The 21,157-nt window shown below is 63.3% G+C and carries 18 protein-coding genes; 13 read left to right on the forward strand and 5 right to left on the reverse strand.

The window, feature by feature from the left end:
- The first annotated feature begins 4 nt into the window (after positions 1 to 4).
- The 8 genes from nuoN to GB927_RS20230 all read left to right on the forward strand — a co-directional run bounded on the left by nuoN (position 5) and on the right by GB927_RS20230 (position 8,938).
- On the forward strand, positions 5 to 1,447 hold the full coding sequence (gene nuoN, locus GB927_RS20195) for an NADH-quinone oxidoreductase subunit NuoN (RefSeq protein ID WP_256119006.1): 1,443 nt from the start codon (positions 5 to 7) through the stop codon (positions 1,445 to 1,447).
- A gap of 23 nt (positions 1,448 to 1,470) precedes the next feature.
- A complete protein-coding gene (locus GB927_RS20200) occupies positions 1,471 to 2,211 on the forward strand; it encodes a biotin--[acetyl-CoA-carboxylase] ligase (RefSeq protein ID WP_256119007.1) in 741 nt (246 codons plus the stop codon).
- Between the two features lie 15 nt (positions 2,212 to 2,226).
- Positions 2,227 to 3,894 carry a ribonuclease J gene (locus GB927_RS20205; RefSeq protein WP_256119008.1) on the forward strand — a complete coding sequence of 556 codons (1,668 nt, stop codon included), beginning with the start codon at positions 2,227 to 2,229 and terminating at the stop codon, positions 3,892 to 3,894.
- Positions 3,895 to 4,097: 203 nt separating this feature from the next.
- The gene (mce, locus tag GB927_RS20210; protein WP_256119009.1) at positions 4,098 to 4,502 is read left to right on the forward strand and encodes a methylmalonyl-CoA epimerase; all 405 of its coding nucleotides are present in this window, start codon (positions 4,098 to 4,100) and stop codon (positions 4,500 to 4,502) included.
- A gap of 78 nt (positions 4,503 to 4,580) precedes the next feature.
- Positions 4,581 to 4,850, forward strand: coding sequence for a DUF1467 family protein (locus GB927_RS20215; RefSeq protein WP_256119010.1), 270 nt, complete (start codon positions 4,581 to 4,583; stop codon positions 4,848 to 4,850).
- 717 nt (positions 4,851 to 5,567) lie between these two features.
- Positions 5,568 to 6,896, forward strand: a complete 1,329-nt coding sequence (gene proS, locus GB927_RS20220) for a proline--tRNA ligase (protein ID WP_256119012.1) — start codon at positions 5,568 to 5,570, stop codon at positions 6,894 to 6,896.
- A 35-nt stretch (positions 6,897 to 6,931) separates the two neighbouring features.
- The gene (locus GB927_RS20225; RefSeq protein ID WP_256119013.1) at positions 6,932 to 8,239 is read left to right on the forward strand and encodes a lipoprotein-releasing ABC transporter permease subunit; all 1,308 of its coding nucleotides are present in this window, start codon (positions 6,932 to 6,934) and stop codon (positions 8,237 to 8,239) included.
- Between the two features lie 12 nt (positions 8,240 to 8,251).
- Positions 8,252 to 8,938, forward strand: coding sequence for an ABC transporter ATP-binding protein (locus tag GB927_RS20230; protein ID WP_256119014.1), 687 nt, complete (start codon positions 8,252 to 8,254; stop codon positions 8,936 to 8,938).
- A gap of 17 nt (positions 8,939 to 8,955) precedes the next feature.
- Here GB927_RS20230 and GB927_RS20235 read toward each other — a convergent pair whose 3' ends face one another.
- Positions 8,956 to 9,534 carry a hypothetical protein gene (locus GB927_RS20235; RefSeq protein WP_256119015.1) on the reverse strand — a complete coding sequence of 193 codons (579 nt, stop codon included), beginning with the start codon at positions 9,532 to 9,534 and terminating at the stop codon, positions 8,956 to 8,958.
- Between the two features lie 360 nt (positions 9,535 to 9,894).
- On the opposite strand from GB927_RS20235, the gene dnaE reads away from it, so the two are divergent.
- Positions 9,895 to 13,389 carry a DNA polymerase III subunit alpha gene (gene dnaE, locus GB927_RS20240; protein WP_256119016.1) on the forward strand — a complete coding sequence of 1,165 codons (3,495 nt, stop codon included), beginning with the start codon at positions 9,895 to 9,897 and terminating at the stop codon, positions 13,387 to 13,389.
- Here the strand turns inward: dnaE and GB927_RS20245 are convergent, their stop codons facing one another.
- A complete protein-coding gene (locus GB927_RS20245; RefSeq protein WP_256119017.1) occupies positions 13,390 to 13,788 on the reverse strand; it encodes a RidA family protein in 399 nt (132 codons plus the stop codon).
- Between the two features lie 152 nt (positions 13,789 to 13,940).
- On the opposite strand from GB927_RS20245, the gene GB927_RS20250 reads away from it, so the two are divergent.
- Positions 13,941 to 14,534: a TetR/AcrR family transcriptional regulator gene (locus GB927_RS20250; RefSeq protein WP_500809273.1), complete on the forward strand. Its 594-nt coding sequence runs from the start codon at positions 13,941 to 13,943 to the stop codon at positions 14,532 to 14,534.
- A gap of 117 nt (positions 14,535 to 14,651) precedes the next feature.
- Complete coding sequence (locus tag GB927_RS20255) at positions 14,652 to 15,602, forward strand: tetratricopeptide repeat protein (RefSeq protein WP_256119018.1); 951 nt, start codon at positions 14,652 to 14,654, stop codon at positions 15,600 to 15,602.
- Between the two features lie 57 nt (positions 15,603 to 15,659).
- Here the strand turns inward: GB927_RS20255 and GB927_RS20260 are convergent, their stop codons facing one another.
- From GB927_RS20260 to GB927_RS20270, 3 genes are all read right to left on the reverse strand, one after another.
- Entirely contained in the window at positions 15,660 to 16,973 is a 1,314-nt protein-coding gene (locus tag GB927_RS20260) for a L,D-transpeptidase family protein (protein ID WP_256119019.1), read from the reverse strand.
- A gap of 130 nt (positions 16,974 to 17,103) precedes the next feature.
- Positions 17,104 to 18,450, reverse strand: a complete 1,347-nt coding sequence (locus tag GB927_RS20265) for a DNA polymerase IV (protein ID WP_256119020.1) — start codon at positions 18,448 to 18,450, stop codon at positions 17,104 to 17,106.
- A 125-nt stretch (positions 18,451 to 18,575) separates the two neighbouring features.
- On the reverse strand, positions 18,576 to 18,875 hold the full coding sequence (locus tag GB927_RS20270; RefSeq protein ID WP_256119021.1) for a DUF3572 domain-containing protein: 300 nt from the start codon (positions 18,873 to 18,875) through the stop codon (positions 18,576 to 18,578).
- Positions 18,876 to 19,016: 141 nt separating this feature from the next.
- Between GB927_RS20270 and GB927_RS20275 the strand changes: the two genes are divergently transcribed.
- Both GB927_RS20275 and GB927_RS20280 read left to right on the forward strand, forming a co-directional pair.
- Positions 19,017 to 19,388 (forward strand): response regulator, encoded by a 372-nt coding sequence (locus GB927_RS20275; RefSeq protein WP_010065708.1) that lies wholly within the window; start codon positions 19,017 to 19,019, stop codon positions 19,386 to 19,388.
- A gap of 16 nt (positions 19,389 to 19,404) precedes the next feature.
- Positions 19,405 to 20,772 (forward strand): PleD family two-component system response regulator, encoded by a 1,368-nt coding sequence (locus GB927_RS20280; RefSeq protein WP_256119022.1) that lies wholly within the window; start codon positions 19,405 to 19,407, stop codon positions 20,770 to 20,772.
- Positions 20,773 to 21,157: the final 385 nt, after the last annotated feature.

Raw genomic sequence — 21,157 nt, forward strand, 5'->3', positions numbered from 1 at the left:
AGACATGACTGCTGATACTATCCTCGCCAGCCTTCAGCTCTCGCTCCCGGAGATCATTCTTGCCGTCGGCGCGCTCGCCTTGCTGATGATCGGTGTCTTCTCCGGCGAACGCTCGGGCACCACCGTCATCGGGCTTGCCGTCGCGCTTCTGATCATCTCCGGCCTCTGGCTGGTGCTCGCCACGGGCGAGGGCCAGGCCTATGGCGGCGCCTTCGTCTCCGATGCCTTCGCCAAGTTCATGAAGGTGCTGGCGCTGATCGGCTCCATCACCGCCATGGTGATGACCGTCGGCCATGCCCGCTCGGAACAGCTCGACCGCTTCGAGTTCCCGGTGCTCATCGTGCTGTCGACGCTCGGCATGCTGTTGATGATCTCGGCCAACAGCCTGCTGTCGCTCTACCTCGCGCTGGAACTCCAGTCGCTGGCGCTCTATGTCGTCGCCGCGATCAACCGCGACAGCCTGCGCTCGACGGAAGCGGGCCTGAAATACTTTGTGCTCGGTGCACTCTCCTCCGGCATGCTGCTTTATGGCATGTCGCTGGTCTACGGCTTCACCGGCCATATCGGCTTCCAGGAAATCGCGGCAGCGCTGACCGCCGAAGGCCGTTCGCTCGGCCTCGTGTTCGGCCTGGTCTTCATCCTCGCCGGCCTTGCCTTCAAGATCTCGGCCGTGCCGTTCCACATGTGGACACCGGACGTCTATGAAGGCGCGCCGACCCCGGTCACGGCCTTCTTCGCCGCCGCCCCCAAGGTCGCCGCCATGGCCATGCTGGTGCGCATCGTCATCGAGGCCTTCGAGCCTGTCGTTGCCGACTGGCAGCAGGTCATCGTCTTCATCTCGATCGCCTCCATGCTGCTCGGTTCGTTCGCGGCCATCGGCCAGCGCAACATCAAGCGCCTGATGGCCTATTCCTCGATCGGCCACATGGGCTATGCGCTGGTCGGCCTTGCCGCCGGCTCCATGGCCGGCGTGCGCGGCGTGGCACTCTACATGCTCATCTACATGGTCATGACGCTCGGCACCTTCGCCTGCATCCTCGCCATGCGCCGCAAGGAAGGCGGCAATGTCGAGAACATCGACGATCTCGCCGGCCTGTCCACGACCAACCCCTTCATGGCGACGGTACTGACGATCCTGATGTTCTCGCTCGCCGGCATCCCGCCGATGGCAGGCTTCTTCGCAAAGTACTTCGTCTTCATGGCGGCGATCGAAGCGCATCTCTACGCGCTCGCCATCATCGGCGTGCTCGCTTCCGTCGTCGGCGCCTACTACTACCTGCGCATCATCAAGGTCATGTGGTTCGACGAGGCGACCGGCGAGTTCGCCCGCACCGCCGGCGAGTTGAAGCTGGTCTTCGGCCTCTCCGGCCTGTTCGTCGTCGGTTATGTGCTGATCGGCGGCCCGATCGGCGCGGCGGCCGAAGCCGCGGCGCGGACCTTCTTTTGAGCGGGTCCGAAAATCCTCGCCGGATGTCGCTCGACGACTTCCGGCACGAGGCGCTCGCTGAAGTGGGCTCGACCAATACGGAATGCCTGGAGCGCGCCCGAAAGGGCGCGCTTTCCGGTCTCTGGATCACCGCGGAACGCCAGACGGGCGGGCGCGGCCGGCGCGGGCGGGCCTGGTTCTCCGAGCCCGGCAATCTCTACGCCTCGCTGATGCTGATCGACCCGGCGCCGATGGACCGGCTCGGCTCCCTGCCGCTCGCCGTCGCCGTCGCCGTGCAGGCCGCCGTCAGCCGCATCATGCCGCTCGATGCACCCGATGTGCTGGTCAAGTGGCCAAACGACATTCTGGTCGACCGCCGCAAGGTCTGCGGCATCCTCATCGAGGGGGAGACGCTGCCCGATGGCCGGCATGGACTGGTGATCGGCATCGGCATCAATGTCGCCGTGGCGCCCGATGCGGGGCTCTATCCGGTCGCCACCCTGCGCGAATTCGGCGCCTCCGCTTCCCCTGACGAATTGTTCGCCTACCTCTTCCAGTCGATGGCCGAAACGCTGTCGCTGTGGGACGCCGGACGGGGGATTTCGGCCATCATGGAACGCTGGAAAAAGGTCGCCGGCGGCATCGGGGAAAACATAACGGTCAACCTTCCCGACCGTTCTATTTCCGGGCGCTTTTCCGGAATTGATGATACAGGTCTCCTGAAACTGGAGATGGATGACGGCGGCACGCGACTGATCGCGGCCGGCGACGTGTTTTTTGGATAGGAATTTTTGAAGCCGATGGCAAAAGAAGACGAACTGGTATTCCTGCCGCTGGGCGGCGTCGGCGAAATCGGCATGAACCTCGCGCTCTACGGCTACGGCCCGAAGGCCAGCCGCCAGTGGATCATGGTCGATTGCGGCGTCACCTTTCCGGGGCCGGACCTGCCGGGCGTCGATCTGGTGCTGCCCGATATCCGCTTCCTCGCCAAGGAGCGCGAGAAGCTCAAGGGCATCATCATCACCCATGCGCACGAGGACCATTACGGCGCGCTGAACGAGCTGTGGCCGGGCCTCAACGTGCCGGTCTATGCCTCTCCGTTCACCGCCGGCATGCTGGAAGCCAAGCGCAATTACGAGAAGAGCCGCACCGAAATCCCGATCACCATCTTCAAGGAAGGCGACCGCATCAATGTCGGGCCGTTCGAGATCGAGGCGATCGGCGTCAACCACTCCATCCCCGAGCCGATGTCGTTGGCGATCAAGACGCCGCTCGGCACCGTCATCCACACCGGCGACTGGAAGATCGACCTCGACCCGTCGCTCGGGCCGCTCACCGACGAGACGCGCTTTCGCAAGCTCGGCGACGAGGGCGTGCTGGCGCTGATCTGCGACAGCACGAATGCCCTTCGCGACGGCGTCTCGCCCTCCGAGCGCGAAGTCTCCGAAAGCCTCACCAAGATCATCGAGAGCGCCGAGGGCAGGGTGGGCATCACCACCTTCTCGTCCAATGTCGGCCGCATCCGGTCGATCGCGCAGGCCGCCGAAGCCGCCGGCCGCGAGGTGCTGCTGCTCGGCAGTTCCATGAAGCGCGTGACGGAAGTCGCCCGTGACATCGGCCTCATGGAAGGCCTGAAGCCCTTCATCGCGGAAGACGAGTTCGGCTATATCCCGCGCGACAAGGTCGTCGTCATCCTGACCGGCAGCCAGGGCGAGCCCCGTGCGGCGCTGGCCAAGATCGCCCGCGACGAGATGCGCAACGTCGCCTTCACGGATGGCGACACAATCATCTTTTCCTCGCGCGCCATTCCCGGCAACGAGAAGGCGATCAACGACATCAAGAACGGCCTGGTCGACCAAGGCATCAACGTCATCACCGACAGCGAGGCGCTGGTTCACGTCTCCGGCCACCCGCGCCGGCACGAACTGCAGCAGATGTACGGCTGGACGCGCCCGAAGATGGTCGTGCCCGTGCATGGCGAGGCAGCACACCTGACCGCCCATGCCCAGCTCGCCGAACAGTCCGGCATCGCGCAGGTGCCGCGCGTGCGCAACGGCGATGTCCTGAAGCTCGCCCCCGGCGTGCCCGAGGTCGTCGACCACGCGCCGTTCGGCCGCATCTTCAAGGATGGCAACCTCATCGGCGACTACGAGGAAATGGGCATCGGCGACCGCCGCAAGCTCGCCTTCGTCGGCCACGTCGCCGTCAGCATCCTGCTCGACAACCGCTTCGATTTCATGGGCGATCCCGAGGTGGAACCCTTCGGCCTGCCGCAGTTCGACGACGAGGGCGAGGACATGGGCGACACACTCTACGACGCCGTGCTCGGCGCCGTTGAAAGCATCCCGCGCGCCCGCCGCAAGGACCTGGAGATGGTGCGCGAAGCCGTGCGTCGCGCCGTGCGCTCCACGGCAAATGAGATCTGGGGCAAGAAGCCTGTGGTCACGGTGTTTTTGACGAAGGTGTGATCGGGACAAGCGCCGGCCCCTCATCCCGCTGCCGCGACCTTCTCCCCGCAGGCGGGGAGAAGGGACTTTTGGGCAACGCGTTGCCCCGCTAAGACTTTCGGGGAAAACGGCGCAACATCCCCTTCGCCCCGCTTGCGGGGAGAAGGTGCCGGCAGGCGGATGAGGGGGCTGTCCCGACGACTGCTCTGTAAGAGGAGAACCCCATGCTCGGCAAAGTCAACCACATCGCCATCGCCGTGCCGGACATGGCTGCTGCCACGGCGACCTACCGCGATACGCTCGGCGCAAAAGTCTCCCCGCCGCAGGCACTGCCGGAGCATGGCGTGACGGTGGTTTTTGTCGAGCTGCCGAACACCAAGGTGGAACTGCTGGAGCCGCTCGGTGACGCTTCGCCGATCAGCACCTTCCTCGAAAAATCCCCCGCCGGCGGCATGCACCATATCTGCTATGAGGTGGATGACATCGTCGCCGCCCGCGACCGGCTGGCGGCGAACGGTGCGCGTGTGCTGGGCGACGGCAATCCGAAGATCGGCGCTCATGGCAAGCCGGTGCTCTTCCTGCATCCCAAGGATTTTTTCGGCACGCTGGTCGAGCTCGAAGAGGTGTGACAGCACGCCGCCCTCATGCCGTTTGAACTTCACCTGCGACCGGCGTAAAAGACCGGCTGTCGCACGAGGGTCTCATCCATGCAGTGGTTTTCCTACTTCGCCGTCTATTTCATCGTCTGGTGGATGACGCTCTTTGCCGTGCTGCCCTTCGGGCTGAAGACGCAGGCCGAAGCCGAGGAGGTGGTGCCCGGCACGGTGGAAAGCGCGCCTGCGCGTTTTCGGGGCGGCCGCGTGATGCTGATCACGACGATCGTTTCCGCCGTGGTCTACGGCTGTTGGTACGTGCTGTCGGTGCGGCTGGGCTACGGCATCGACTCCATCCCGCAATTCATGCCGGATTTTAAATAGGCGCCCGCCACAAAGGTTAACGGTGTCACAACGGCCGGAAGCATGATTTTCCAGCCCCTCCGGTGAGCACTGGAAAAGTCTTTCTTTGCCCCCTGTCATAATGACCGGCAAAAACCCCGAAAAAACGGCGCATAAGCACCCCGCAAGGCGCATCGTGGCACGGCTGGCTTTACCCAGCGTGAGGCGGAGTGTCGCAGGAGCGGGGACGTGTGCGGCTTTGACGCATGGACCCGGCAGGCGGGCTTATCAAGGGAGGGGCCGTCTTGGCAAAAGGCAAAAAAAAACAAGGCTGAAAGCCTTGTTTTACAGGTATCGCGTGATCTTTATCCGTTGTGCGGTGGCAGCGTCTACGCGCGCCAAAGATCTGATCCTCCCAAGACTTGACCGCGAAATGGCAAGAATTTGTACTTCTTGCCTGTTTTGTGGCCTGAAACTAGCCCAAAGCTTAGGCGTTGTCATCCGCTTTTTTTGCATTTTTGCTACACTGGAATAAAATTTTTCCATTGACAACCTGCACGCAATTTCTGTTATTGGCGCCCCCATTTTTCCGCCACATTTGTCGCATCCGTCGGTGACGGTGGACAGTGCGCCGACTCGATGCACGGGCTGGGCCTGCCGGGTTCCCTTCCTCCGGCGAAGCGTTTATGAACGCATCAAAATCAACGTCATTTTGCCCGATTCCCCGAATAGGGCGGATCAGTCAGTCCGGAACCCGATATGCGCCTTTCCCGCTTCTTCCTGCCCATCCTCAAGGAAAACCCCAAGGAGGCCGAGATCGTCTCGCACCGGCTGATGCTACGTGCGGGCATGGTCAAGCAACAGTCCCAGGGCATCTATACCTGGCTGCCGCTGGGCAAGCGTGTCCTCGACAAGGTCAACGCCATCATCCGTGAGGAGCAGAACCGCGCCGGCGCCATCGAGCTTTTGATGCCGACGCTGCAATCCGCCGAACTCTGGCAGGAAAGCGGCCGCTACGACGCCTATGGCAAGGAGATGCTGCGCATCAAGGACCGCCAGGAGCGGCCGATGCTCTACGGCCCGACGAACGAGGAGATGATCACCGACGTCTTCCGGTCCTATGTGAAGTCCTACAAGGACCTGCCGCTCAACCTCTATCATATCCAGCTGAAGTTCCGCGACGAGATCCGTCCGCGCTTCGGCACCATGCGCTCGCGCGAGTTTCTGATGAAGGACGCCTATTCCTTCGATCTCAACCGCGAAGGCGCGGTGCACGCCTATAACCGCATGTTCGCGGCCTATCTGCGCACCTTCTCGCGCATGGGTCTGCGCGCCATTCCGATGCGTGCCGATACCGGCCCGATCGGCGGCGATCTCAGCCACGAATTCATCATCCTCGCCGATACGGGCGAATCGGAAGTCTTCTGCCACAAGGACTTCCTGAACTTCGACGTTCCGGCCGAAAACACCAACTTCGAGGACGTCGCAGGCCTGAAGGCGATCTTCGACAAGTGGACCTCGCGCTACGCCGCGACGTCGGAAATGCACGATGCCCCCGCCTTTGATGCGATCGCTGAAGGCGAGCGCCTGTCCGCCCGCGGCATCGAGGTCGGCCACATCTTCTATTTCGGCACGAAATATTCCGAAGCCATGGGCGCCAAGGTGCAGGGCCCGGACGGCAAGGAGCACATCGTGCACATGGGCTCCTACGGCATCGGCCCGACGCGCCTCGTTCCGGCAATCATCGAAGCGTCCCATGACGAGAACGGCATCATCTGGCCGAAAGCCGTCGCCCCCTTCGAGGCGATCGTCATCAACATGAAGTCCGGCGACGACGCCTGCGACGCGGCCTGCGAAAAGATCTACGCCGAACTGCTGAAGGCCGGCATCGACGTGCTTTATGACGACAAGGACGAGCGGGCAGGCGCCAAGTTCGCGACGGCCGACCTCATCGGTGCGCCGGTGCAGGTCATTGCCGGCCCGCGCGGCGTCGCCAACGGCGAAGTCGAGATCAAGGACCGCAAGACCGGTGCGCGCGAGACGCTGACCATCGAGGCGGCGATCAACCGCCTGACGTCCGGTAATTGATGCGGCGTGCCGGCGCCGGGGCAACGGGAGGGACCATGGCTGACGCAGCGAGCGGTGCATCTGCAACCGGGGCTCAAGCCTACAAGAAAAACCGCCCGTTCTCCGCTTTCGAGCGGATGGTCGCCTGGCGCTACCTGCGCTCCCGGCGCAAGGAAGCCTTCATCTCGGTCATCGCCGGCTTCTCCTTCATCGGCATCATGCTGGGCGTCGCCACGCTCATCATCGTCATGGCCGTGATGAACGGCTTTCGCACGGAGCTGATCTCGCGCATCCTCGGCATCAACGGCCACATGATCATCCAGCCGATCGACACGCCGCTGAACGACTATGCAGCGCTCGCCGATCGCCTTTCCGCCGTCGCGGGCGTCACGATGGCGATCCCGCTTGTCGAGGGCCAGACGCTGGCTTCCGGCACGGCCGGGGCCGGCACGGGCGCGCTGGTGCGCGGCATCCGCGCCGATGATCTGGCGAAGATGAAGGCCGTCTCGGACAATTTCAAGGAAGGCGACCTCGTCGGCTTCGCCTCCGGCAGCGGCGTGGCGATCGGCTCGCGCATGGCCGAACAACTCGGCTTGAGCGCCGGCGGCCAGATCACGCTCGTGGCGCCCGAAGGCGACGTGACGCCGCTCGGCGTCAACCCGCGCGTCAAGACCTACACGGTCTCGGCGATCTTCGAGATCGGCATGTCGGAATATGATGCCTCGATCATCTACATGCCGCTCGAAGAGGCACAGCTCTACTTCAACGCCGAAGGCATCGTGCAGTCGATCGAGCTTTTCGTCACCAATCCCGACGCGGTCGATGAGCTGCGCCAGCCGATCGAGGCGGCGGCCGGGCGGCAGATCTACATAACCGACTGGCGCCAGCGCAACCGCACCTTCTTCTCGGCGCTTCAGGTCGAGCGCAACGTCATGTTCATGATCCTGACGCTGATCGTGCTCGTCGCCGCGCTCAACATCATCTCCGGCCTCATCATGCTGGTGAAAGACAAGGGCAGCGACATCGCGATCCTGCGCACCATGGGCGCCACGTCGGGCGCCATCATGCGCATCTTCTTCATGACGGGGGCTGCGATCGGCACGGTCGGCACCTTCGCCGGCGTCGCGCTCGGCGTCGTCGTCTGTTTGAACGTCGAGTCGATCCGCCAGTTCTTCTCGTGGATTTCAGGCACGACGCTGTTCAACCCGGAACTCTACTTCCTGAGCCAGCTTCCGGCCGACATGAATGCCGGCGAGACGGTCACGGTCATCGTCATGGCGCTGGCGCTTTCGTTCCTCGCGACCATCTTCCCCGCCTGGCGCGCCTCCAAGCTCGATCCCGTCCAGGCCCTGCGGTACGAATAGGAACAGAACGCCATGAACGCGCGCAACGCACTGGAACTCAGGGGCATCGAACGGCACTACGGCCAGGGCGAGACCCTGCTGACGATTCTCAAGGGCGCCGATTTTACGCTGAAGAGCGGCGAGACCGTCGCACTCGTGGCGCCCTCCGGCACCGGCAAGTCGACCCTTTTGCACATTGCCGGCCTGCTCGAAAAGCCGGATGTCGGCGAGGTCTTCGTCAACGGCCATTCCTGCGCCGAGCTTGCCGACGAGGAGCGCACGACGATCCGCCGCAACGAGATCGGCTTCGTTTACCAGTTCCACCATCTGCTGCCGGAATTCAGCGCGCTGGAAAACATCATGATGCCGCAGCTCATCGGCGGCCTCACCAAGGCGGAGGCGCGCGAACGCGCCGCCCAGCTGCTCGACTATATGCGCATCGGCCATCGCGCCGAGCACCGCCCGTCGGAACTCTCCGGCGGCGAGCAGCAGCGCGTCGCCATCGCGCGTGCCGTCGCCAATGCGCCGCTGCTGCTGCTGGCCGACGAACCGACCGGCAACCTCGACCCGGAAACCGCCGGCTACGTCTTCGAGGCGCTGGAAGCGCTCGCCCGCCAGTCCGGCCTTGCGGCGCTCATCGCCACGCACAACCACGAGCTCGCCGGCCTGATGGATCGCCGCGTGACGATCGAGGACGGCCTCGTGCGCGAGCTCGCCTGAGTCACGCCTCGCGCTGATTAATTGTCCAGCCCGCAGATCGAGCGGGCGATCTCGTCGTTCCAGTCCTTCAGCAGCACGAATTGCGCCTTGCCGGTGATCGGCTGGCCGAGCGCCTTGCCCTTGCCGGTCAAGACGTTGAGGTCGCAATCGCTGACGGCGTCCGTGTCGAGCGTGTCGTAGGACGAATAGGTGTAGCCCGCGACGATGAAATCGAAATTGCGGTGTGCGATCGTCAGCGTCTGGCGCCAGCGGTCGCGGCCGATCGAGTCGTTTTTCGTCGTGAGCGTGAAGGAGCCGTTGGCGAGCGCCGCCAGCTCCGGCTCCTGGCCGAACATGGTCAGGTTGCCCCAGACCGTTCTCGGCAGGGCGAGCGCCAGCGTCAGCCGGTTTTCCTCCGGCTTGGCGACGTAGATGTAGAGCCCGTTGTCGTCTCCGCTGTCGTCGCCCGGCGTTGCCACCAGGGCGAGATCCGGCGTGCCGTCCTTGTTCCAGTCGCCGCTCGCCATGGCCATGATGCGCTCGGCGGGGAAATCCGCGGCGGCGGCAGGGGCAGCCAGGCTGGCCGAAAGCAGAAGGGCGGCAATCAACGACTTCATCTCTTTTCCTCCATGTGAGCGAGGCGACCATATTGCGCCTTCGAACGCCGGTCCAGAGGGCCTGTGGAAAGCTGTTGACATGAGAACAAGAATAGAACAAAGTGACAACATAAAAGGAAAGGGAGCCACATGACCGATTTTCTTCGTGATCTTGCTGCATTCACCTCCATGGCCATGTTCGTCGCCACCTTCTCCGTCATCCTCTTCGGAATCTGACGGCCGCATTTCATTCTTTGAAGCCGATCGTCTCTCGCCCACGCGTGCTCGCGCGTGGAAATCGGGTGTAACGGCAATAACCTTCTGGACGAGACGGGTGCGAATCCGCTTAAGCTTCCTGCCTTGACCGGAAGGAAGATGCGCATGGCGGACGAAGCTCGGAAGATGGATGGCGGCGCGGCAGCGGAGACGCCGCAATTCGTGCATCTGCGCGTGCATTCAGCCTTTTCGCTGCTCGAAGGCGCCTTGCCGATCAAGAAGATCATTGGCAAGGCGACGTCCGATCAGCAGCCGGCGATCGCCATCACCGACACGAACAACCTGTTCGCCGCGCTGGAATTTTCGCAGAAGGCGATCGGCGACGGCATCCAGCCGCTGATCGGCTGCCAGCTGTCGATCGACATGGAAGACGAGGGCGACGGCGAGCGGCGCGGCGGGCAGGCGCAGCTCGTGAAGTTGCCGTCGATCGTGCTGCTTGCCGCCACCGATGCCGGTTATGCGCGTCTCGTCGAGATCGTCAGCCGCGCCTATCTCGGCGGCGAGGGCAACCAGTCGATCCGCATCGCCTATAGCTGGCTGGAAGCGGGCATGGACGGGCTGATCGCGCTGACCGGCGCCCATGGCGGGCCGGTGGACATGGCCATTCTCGCCGGCCAGCCGGCGGTGGCGCGCGCGCGTCTTCATGCGCTGAAGCGCGTCTTCGGCGACCGGCTCTATATCGAGCTGCAGCGTCACGGGCGCTACGACAAGCAGCACGAGCGCCGCATGGTCGAGCTTGCCTATGCGGAAGATGTGCCGCTGGTCGCCACCAACGAGCCGTTCTTCCCGGCGCCCGATGACTATGACGCGCATGATGCGCTGATGGCGGTGGCGCACAATGCCATGGTCTCGGACGACAACCGTTTCCGCTTGTCGCCCGACCATTATCTGAAGAGCCGCAAGGAGATGGCAAAGCTCTTTGCCGACCTGCCGGAGGCTTTGGAGAACACGGTCGAGATCGCCCGGCGCTGCTCCTTCGTGCTGAAGACGTGCAGCCCCATCCTGCCGCGCTTCACGGGCGCGACGGACGATCCGGAAGAGGCGGACCGCGCCGAATCGGCGGAACTGCGCCGCCAGTCCGTGGAGGGTCTCGAAAGCCGCATGGAACTGCTCGGCCTGACGCCCGGTTATACCGAGCAGGATTATCGCGAACGGCTGGATTTCGAGCTCAGCGTCATCGAACGCATGAAGTTTCCCGGCTATTTCCTCATCGTTGCCGACTTCATCAAATGGGCCAAGCAGCAGAATATTCCCGTCGGACCCGGCCGCGGCTCGGGTGCTGGTTCGCTCGTCGCCTATGCGCTGACGATCACCGACGTCGATCCGCTGCGCTTCTCGCTGCTCTTCGAACGCTTCCTCAACCCGGAACGCGTCTCGATGCCCGACTTCGACATCGACTTCTGCCAGGACCGCCGCGAAGAGGTGATCCGCTACGTGCAGCAGAAATACGGCCGCGAGCAGGTGGCGCAGATCATCACTTTCGGTTCGCTGCAGGCGCGTGCGGCGCTGCGCGACGTCGGCCGCGTGCTGGAAATGCCCTACGGCCAGGTCGACAAGATCTGCAAGCTCGTGCCGAACAATCCGGCCAATCCTACGCCGCTCTCCAAGGCGATCGAGGAGGAGCCGAAGCTGCAGGAGGAGGCGGAGAAGGAGCCCGTCGTCGCGCGCCTGCTCGATATCGCCCAGAAGATCGAGGGCCTCTACCGCCACGCCTCGACGCACGCCGCCGGCATCGTCATCGGTGACCGGCCGCTCTCGCAGCTCGTGCCGATGTACCGCGATCCGCGCTCCGACATGCCGGTCACCCAGTTCAACATGAAATGGGTGGAACAGGCCGGCCTCGTCAAGTTCGACTTCCTCGGCCTGAAGACGCTGACCGTCCTGAAGACGGCGGTCGATTTTATCCGCAAGCTCGATGTCGAGGTGAAGCTCGAAAGCCTGCCGCTCGACGACCAGCCGACCTACGAGATGCTGTCGCGCGGCGAGACGGTCGGCGTGTTCCAGGTGGAAAGTGCCGGCATGCGCAAGGCGCTGATCGGCATGCGGCCCGACTGCATCGAGGACATTATCGCGCTCGTGGCGCTCTACCGCCCGGGCCCGATGGAGAATATCCCGGTCTACAACGCCCGCAAACACGGCGAGGAGGAGATCGAGTCGATCCATCCGATGATCGACCATCTGCTGAAAGAGACGCAGGGCGTTATCGTCTACCAGGAACAGGTGATGCAGATCGCCCAGGTCCTGTCCGGCTATTCGCTCGGCGAAGCCGATCTTCTGCGCCGCGCCATGGGCAAGAAGATCAAGGAGGAGATGGACAAGCAGCGCGCCCGCTTCGTCGACGGCGCCGTGAAGAACGGCGTGTCGAAGCCGCAGTCCGACCTGATCTTCGACCTCTTGGCCAAGTTCGCCAACTACGGCTTCAACAAGTCGCATGCCGCCGCCTATGCCATCGTTTCCTACCAGACAGCCTATCTGAAGGCGCATTACCCGGTCGAATTCCTGGCCGCGTCGATGACCTACGATATGTCCAACACGGACAAGCTGAACGATTTCCGCCAGGATGCCGGGCGTCTCGCCATCGCGGTCATCCCGCCTTCCGTGCAGACGTCGTTTGCCCATTTCGAGACCGGCGAAAACCGCATCTACTACGCGCTCGCCGCCATCAAGGGCGTGGGCGAGGCGGCCGTGCAGCACATCGTGCAGGTGCGCGGCGATACGCCGTTCAAGAGCCTGGAAGACTTCTGCCTGCGCATCGACCCGAAATTCGTCAACCGCCGCGTCTTCGAAAGCCTGATCGTCGCCGGCGCCTTCGATTGTTTCGGCCATGACCGCGCCGCCATGGTTGCCGGCCTCGACCGCATGCTCGGCTATGCGCAGCGCGCGCAGGAAGACAAGAACAGCGGGCAAGGCGACATCTTCGGCATGGGGGCTGCGACCGGGCCGGAGGTGATCACGCTGCCGTCCTACACGCCATGGCTTGCCTCCGAAAAGCTGCACCGCGAGTTCCAGGTGCTCGGCTTCTTCCTGTCGGCCCATCCGCTCGACACCTATGCGCCGATCTTGTCCAAGATGCGGGTGCAGACCTTTGCCGACTTCGCCATCGCCGTGAAACGCGGCGCCACCGCCGGCCGCCTTGCCGGCACGGTGACCTCCAAGCAGGAGCGCAAGACCCGCACCGGCAACAAGATGGGCATCGTCGCCTTCTCCGATTCGTCCGGCCAGTTCGAGGCGGTGCTGTTTTCGGAAATGCTGAACCAGTACCGCGACCTGCTGGAGGCCGGCAAATCGCTGGTGATGACCGTGCAGGCGGAGGAGCGGCCGGAAGGCATCGGCCTGCGCATCCAGACGCTGCGCTCGCTGGAGGAAGAATCGCTCCAGACCCAGAAGGCGCTTCGCGTCTATGTGCGCGATTCCGGCCCGCTGCGCTCCATCGCCGCCCACTTGAACACCAAGGGCGACGGCCTGGTCTCGTTCATCGTCATCAAGGACAATGGCCAGCGCGAAATCGAGGTCGAGCTCAACGAGCGTTTCCGCATCTCCCCCGAAATCGCTGCCGCCATGCGCTCCGCACCGGGCGTGCTGGATGTGGAGCTGGTCTAGTTATTTCGCCGCCGGGATGCGGGCGATGACCTTGATCTCGAAGTCGAAACCGGCGAGCCAGTTGACGCCGATGGCGGTCCAGTTCGGGTAGGGCTTCGTGTTGAAGACCTCGTGCTTGATGGCCAGGATCGTGTCGAACTGCTTTTCGGGATCCGTGTGGAACGATGTCACGTCGACGATATCGTCGAGCGTGGCGCCCGCTGCCGCCAGCGTGGCCTTGAGGTTTTCGAAGGCGAGGCGCACCTGCTGTGCGAAATCGGGTTCGGGCGTGCCGTCTGCACGGCTGCCGACCTGTCCGGAAACGAACAGGAGATCGCCGGATTTGATGGCCGCCGAATATTCGTGTTCGTCATAGAGGGCGTGCCGGCCAGCCGGATAAATTGCTTCGCGTTGGGTCATTTCGGTCTCTCTTTCTGTTTGTAGGGGCGGCTGACGGAGCAGCATCGCTTCACAGCCGCTGTAATTTCGTATACGTTGCGTATATGAAATTGGGCGCGCATGGCGCAGATGTCAAATTCATATACGGGCCGTATATCAAAAATAAGGATGAAATCGTGAATCGGCGCATCGAGATGATGGAGGAAAACCGCGTCAAGCTGATCGGCGCCGCGCGCCGTGCCTTCGGCAAGAAGGGCTATTCCGCCGCCTCCATGGACGAATTGACCGCCGATGTCGGGCTGACGCGGGGCGCGCTCTACAATATTTTTGGCGACAAGCGCGGGCTTCTCGCCGCAGTCGTCCATCAGATCGATTCCGACATGGCGACGCGCGCCAAGGAAATCGGGGAGCGCACGGGAGACGATTGGGGTGGCCTCTTGGCCGAAGGCGCGGCCTATATCGAGATGGCGCTCGATCCCGAGGTGCAGCGCATCGTGCTGCTCGACGGGCCTGCCGTGCTGGGAGACCCCTCGCAATGGCCGAGCCAGAGCGAATGCCTGCAAGTCACGCAGGCGAAAGTGGAAAAGCTGATCGGGGAGGGAATGCTCAAGCCCGTGAATGGCGAGGCCGCCGCCCGTCTCCTCAGCAGCATGGCGTTCAACGCTGCGCTTTGGATTGCGGCGAGCGATGAACCGAAAGAGGTGCTTCCCAAAGCTGTCGAAGCGTTCAAGGCTCTTGCGACGGGCCTCTTGGCCCGGCCAGCCTGACGACGTTTGTGGAATTTTTGTTTAAGGGCGTGGAAGCGGCAGGCCCACCCTTGACCTTCGGGGTCCGGGCCACAAATTCCTGATCTGTTGCCGATGAACAGGGAGCCGGGGAAACGGATGCGATTACGAACTGCTGTCTTGTGCTGCCTGTTCGCCGTCGCCGGCCTCCCGTCCATCGCCATGGCCGATCGCACCACCGTCACCATCGAGGCGCTGGGCGCACCGAGCGATGATGCCCAGCTGCGCAAACGGGTTGCTCTGATGAGCAGCCGGCTCGACGATGAAGAGGTCCAGTTCAGCGGCACGGATGCCATGGCAGAACTGAAGGTGCTCCGCAGCTATGTCGGTGAAAAGCGGGAGCTTCTCGATGAGCGGCGGGAAATTCTCTCGATGATGGGCCGCGTCACGGTACGCTCGGCGCTTCTCGGCTATGAAGACGGCATTGCGGCCTTGGAGGAGCTGGAGACCTTGAGCGAGGGTGACGATCGTCCGCTCGGCCGACGGCTGATGGACCGCTATGTTCATGCGGAACTGCTGGGCGCCTATGCGACAATTCCCGGCAACAGCGCCAGCCACGCGCTTTCCGCCGAGCAATATGGCAAGGCCGCGCTGCTTGCCGACGTCTACTCGGGATATAGCGACGACCAGCGCGCCGGCGTGCGCGAGAAGCAGGCCTTCCAATTGCACGAGGCCAAGCGCTACGAGGAAGCGCTGGCGCTCAACCAGGATGTGCTGTCGCGCGGCGAGCGGCTTTTCGGCAAGAGCCATCCGAAGCTGAAAACCGTGCTCACCAACCTCGCGCAAAATCTGCATGCCATGGGCCGCAAGCAGGAGGCGGAGCCCTATCTCGTCCGTGTCCTGGAGATCGCGGAGGCCGAGGACGACCTCGAAACCATACAGGATATGCTGTTCCAGCGCGGCGTGCTCGCCTACGAGCTCGGCCGGATGGACGACGCGAAATCCTTCATGCAAAGCAGGATCGAGCGTCTGCGCGCTGCTGGTGACACAGCGTGGCTGGCGACGGCCGAAGGCGATTACGAGGAACTGTTGCAGCGCCTCGGCGAATGATCGCCCGAAAAGAGCCACCGGTTCCCGGTGGCCCTATGCTGCGCCAGAGGTCGCGGGTTAATTGACGACCGTGACCGACGAGACCTTCTTCTTTTTCTTCTTCTTGCCGCCCTGCACGATCGAGGCGTCCGCCTTCTGCACCTTGCGGGTGACCGTGATGAAGTCCGTGCCGTCGCCGGTTTCGGGGCCAAGGCCCGTGTCGGAGATCGACAGCGAGGCGCCTTCGCCCATCAGGCCGGAAATGCGGTTGCGCATGTCTTCCGGAATGTCGAGGCGGTCGAGGGTTTTCGTCAGCGCGTCAGGGGCGGAAGCGTCGGCCTCGGTGGTGATGCCGAGGCGTTTCAGCGTGCCCTGCGGCAGCTGGTTGTCCATGCTCACGCCGTACCATTCGGCCTTGCCCTTGTCGGCATCGACTTCGCGGGCGATGAGGAAATGGGTGCCGAGCGCGATTTCCGGGTTGCGGATGGTGATCGGCTCCTCGATCAGCGGCTTGAATTTCTGGCGCACAAGGATCTGGCCGTTCGGCGGCGTACCCTTGCCGGCCTTGGCGTAGACGGCAGCGACCAGCTCCGGCGAGATCACGCCGTCTTCCGTCAGGCCCTCGGCGAGCTGGAAGGCGCGGATGGCGGTGACCGTCTGCTTGCCATGCAGGCCGTCCGGAATGCCGGCGTCATAGCCGAGCGAGGTCAGGAGCCGCTGGAGGTCCACCAGCATTTCACGCTCGCCGCGCCGCGTGACGAGAATGCGGATCGGGTCCTGTTCGGTCTTCTGCACGATGGGCGTGACGATCTCCGGCTTCGGATCGGTCATCGCCACCTCGACGCTCTTGTCGCCGGCCTCGATGAGCGACGGGCGCAGGCCCGCTTCCGACAGGAGCGGCGTATCCGGCACGACGACGACGGGCTTGAACAGCGCGGCATGCACGATGCGCTGCGGGGCAATCTCGCGGTCGGTGATCAGCACATGGCCGCCGCGCCGCGTGACGCTGAACAGCGTCTTGGCAAAATCGTTCGGCAGGCGCACGCAGCCATGCGAGGCGGGGTAGGAGGGCACGCTGTTGGAGGCGTGCAGCGCGATGCCCGACCAGGTCAGCCGCTGCATGAAGGGCATCGGCGCGCTGTCATAGAGGTTGGAGAAGTGCGTGCGCTTCTTTTCCAGGATGGAGAAGATGCCGGTCGGAGTCGAATGACCGGCCTTGCCGGTGGAGACGCGCGATGTGGCGACGATGACGCCGCCATCATAGATCTTCAGTTCCTGCAGGTCCTTCGACACCATGATCTGAAGGGGACCCTCGAGCGTTCCGCCGAGCGCCGTGGCGCAGCTCAGCATCAGGCCCAATATGCTCATGCCAGTAGCGAGGCGAAACTTCATGTAACCCATCCGTACGCAATACAAACCGAAGGGGAGCTTAGTGCATCCAGTTTAAAGAAGGCTTGATGCAGCTGGCGATCCCCCGATCTGTGCCAACCCGATGCAATGCAGAACGCTGGTTCTTCGGGATTTATTCAGTGGGGGTGTCGGTTTTCCCGGCCGATTTGAAGGTCAACTTTTCGTGAAAGCGTTCGGGGCCGGATTTGCCGAACGTATAGCCGGTTTCGACGCTCGCCTTGCCGAACTTGTCGCGCAGCGTGTTCATCGCGGCTTCCGCCGCAGCACGGCGGCTCGCGGCCGGATCGACGAGATCCGGCGGGTCGGCGCGGCCGGGATCGGCAAGCTCGGTGACGCCGATGCCGATCAGCCGGTACTTCGTGCCGTCCACTTCCTTGCGCAGCAAGTCGAGGCCGGTGCGAAAAATCCGGTCGGCGAGCATGGTCGGGTCTTCGAGCTTGCGGTTGCGCGTGCGGCCCTTGAAGTCGGCGGTCTTCAGTTTGAGCACGACCGTATAGCCGGCAATGCCGGATTTCCGAAGCCGCGAGGCGACCTTTTCGCTCAGGCGGCGCAGATGCGTGACCAGTTCGTCGTAACCCGCAATATCGTCGAAGAAGGTGGTCTCGGCCGAAACGCTCTTGGCGGCGTCGTTCGGATGCACCTCGCGGTCGTCCTGTCCGCGCGACAGGTTGAAGAGACGCTTGCCCATGACGCCATAGCGGCGCATCAGGTCGGTTTTCTCCATGGTCTGGAGCTGGCCGACGGTGCGGATGCCGTCGCGCTCCAGCGTCTCCGCAAAGGCCTTGCCGACGCCCCAGATCAGGCGAACGGACTTGTCCCGCAGGAAATCCAGCGCCTCCGCTTCGCCGATGACGGAAAAGCCGCGCGGCTTGCGCATGTCCGACGCGACCTTGGCGAGGAACTTGCAGTAGGAGAGGCCGGTCGAGATGGTGATGCCGATCTCCTTCTCGACGCGCTCGGCAAAGCGCGCGAGCACGCGGGCTGGCGGATCGTGGTGCAGGCGCTCCGTGCCGCGCAATTCCAGGAAGGCCTCGTCGATGGAGAGCGGCTGCACGAGCGGCGTCAGCTCCTGCATCATGGTGCGCACCTCGCGCCCGACCCGCACATATTTCTCCATGTTCGGGCTGATGACGACGGCGTTGGGGCAGGCCTCCAGCGCCTTGAACATCGGCATGGCCGAGCGCACGCCATGGATGCGCGCGACGTAGCAGGCCGTGGAGACGACGCCGCGTTTTCCGCCGCCGATGATCACCGGCTTGTCGGCGAGTTCCGGATTGTCGCGTTTCTCGATCGAGGCATAGAAGGCGTCGCAGTCGATATGGGCGAGCGTCAGGTCGTAAAGTTCGTCATGATAGACGAGGCGAGGGCTGCCGCAGGCGCGGCAACGGCGCAGATCGGCCGGCTGCCCGGAAAGGCAGTCACGACAGAAGCCCGGAAAACGCTGTGCGGCGGTGCTCATGAATGGAACAAATATTGAACATCGCGACATTAATGCTTAAGTTGGCGAGTCTCAAGAGGAACCGGGGCTGAAAGCATGACGACGCACAGGCTGGACGCGCGGTGTCGCACACCCGGTTTATTCCCTCAGAAATCGGTTTCGCCATATGGTCCGGAGAGGATCGCATGGGCGCGCACGACCGTCTCCGGCGTGATGCCCGTCGCCGCGCTGAAGTCGAGCAGCGTCGGCTCGTGTCCCATCAGGAAGTCGACGAGGCCGGCGAGAAAGCCGGGATCGTTGATGGCGTTGCGCACTTCCGTGGGCGCGACGCCAGTCAGCGCGAGGAAACGCGAGAGCAATTCCGGCTCGCCGGCGATCCAGCCGAGGATGGCGACAGCGGTTGCTTCCGCCTCCGCCGTCGCGGGTGTATCTTTTTGGCTTTTCATCGTTTTTCCTCGGGAAATTTACCTTTTAATCAACCAAGTGCCGCTAACGTGGCTGCGGTCAGGCTGGGTGATTTCGGCTTTGCCGCAACTTATCGATCTTCCGGAGGGTTGCAAGGCCGGTGAGAGGAACAGGGACGCACAATGCCCAAGCAAGTGATGATTGTCGAGGACAACGAGCTGAACATGAAGCTCTTCCGGGACCTCATCGAGGCGTCCGGCTACACCACCATCCAGACCAGGAATGGCATGGAAGCCCTTGATCTCGCGCGCAAATACCGCCCGGACCTGATCCTGATGGACATCCAGCTTCCGGAGGTTTCGGGCCTCGAAGTCACCAAGTGGCTGAAGGAGGACGACGAGCTGCATGTCATCCCCGTGATTGCCGTCACCGCCTTCGCGATGAAGGGTGACGAGGAGCGCATCCGGCAGGGCGGATGCGAGGCTTACGTCTCGAAACCCATCTCCGTTCCGAAATTCATCGAAACCATCAAGACCTATCTCGGCGACGCATGAGGTAGAGACCAGGGCCATGACAGCACGCATCCTCGTCGTCGATGACATTCCGGCCAACGTGAAGCTGCTCGAAGCGCGGCTGCTCGCGGAATATTTCGACGTGCTGACGGCCGATAATGGTTACGAAGCGCTGTCGATCTGCGAGCGGACCCAGGTCGATCTCATCCTGCTCGACATCATGATGCCCGGCATCGACGGGTTCGAGGTCTGCGAGCGGCTGAAGGCCAATCCGCGCACGTCGCATATTCCGGTCGTCATGGTAACCGCGCTCGACCAGCCGTCGGACCGCGTGCGCGGCCTGAAGGCCGGCGCCGACGATTTCCTGACCAAGCCGGTCAACGACCTCCAGCTCATGTCGCGGGTGAAGAGCCTGGTGCGGCTGAAGACGCTGACGGACGAGCTGCGCATGCGCGCGGCGACCGCCCGCGCCATCTCCATGGAGGAGGGGCTGGATAACGTCATGGGCGACGAGGCGGGCGACGTGCTGCTCGTCGATAGCCGCGCGAGCTCGCAGGAGCGAATTTCGCGTGCGCTGAAACCGATCGCCGACGTCACCTGCACGTCCGATCCGCAGGCGGCCCTCTTCCAGGCGGCCGAGAGCAATTATGAGCTGGTGATCGTCAACGCCAATTTCGACGATTACGATCCGCTGCGGCTCTGCTCGCAGCTTCGCTCGCTGGAGCGCACGCGCTTCCTGCCGCTGCTGCTGATCGCCGAGCAGGGCCATGACGACCTGATCGTGCGCGCGCTCGATCTCGGCGTGACGGATTACCTGATGCGGCCGATCGATCCGAACGAGCTGATCGCCCGCAGCCTCACCCAGATCCGCCGCAAGCGCTGCAACGACCGCCTGCGCGCCAGTGTGCGCCAGACGATCGAGCTGGCCGTGACGGATGGCCTCACGGGTCTGCACAACCGCCGCTACCTCGACAATCACATGAAGCTGCTGATCGACCGCGCTACGGCGCGCGGCCGCCCGCTTTCGGTCTGCATCACCGATATCGACCGCTTCAAGCTCGTCAACGATACCTACGGCCACGATGCCGGCGATGCCGTGCTGCGCGAATTCGCCAACCGCGTCCGTTCCGCCGTGCGCGGCGCCGATCTCGCCTGCCGTTACGGTGGGGAGGAGTTCGTTCTCGTGATGCCCGACACGTCGGCCGACATGGCGGCGGGTGTGGCGGAGCGTCTTCGCACGATCGTCGAGCGTGAGCCCTTCCGCATTCCCGGCACCGATGTCTTCCTGCCGATCACCGCCTCGCTCGGCCTCGCCTCCGCGCTGCCTTCGGGCGACAGCCCGGAAACATTGCTGAAACGCGCCGATGCCGCGCTCTACGAGGCCAAACGCTCCGGACGGAATCGCGTCGTGGCTGCCGCCGCCTGATTCGGGTGGTTCGCCGGCTGTTGGCGGTAGGTTGTCCACAGGCCAGATTGCACTTTGGCTATTTGGCTTGAAGTCCGGGCGGTTCCCGCACGCGGCCGGAAGACGGATTTCGGACCCTTGCGGCTCATGCCCGCGGCGAAATTTCGCTATAAATCCTACTATTTATTTTTGGCCAGCCTTATCAACGGGTTGTGCTGACTGCAATCTACCCGTGTGGCTTCGCGGCATTTTATCAGGGTTGTGGGTGGTTCGCGCTATGGTTGACGTAACGTGGACCCGCCGTTGTTGTGATCCATAACGTAACTGGAACCCAATGAGACAAGCGTCGGCGCCGCGGTTAACTATGAGACAAGGAGCGGCGAGGGGAGCGTTAAGAATTCGTTGA

It is taken from the genome of Shinella lacus (genome assembly GCF_010994755.1).
GTDB classification, from domain to species: Bacteria; Pseudomonadota; Alphaproteobacteria; order Rhizobiales; family Rhizobiaceae; genus Shinella; species Shinella lacus.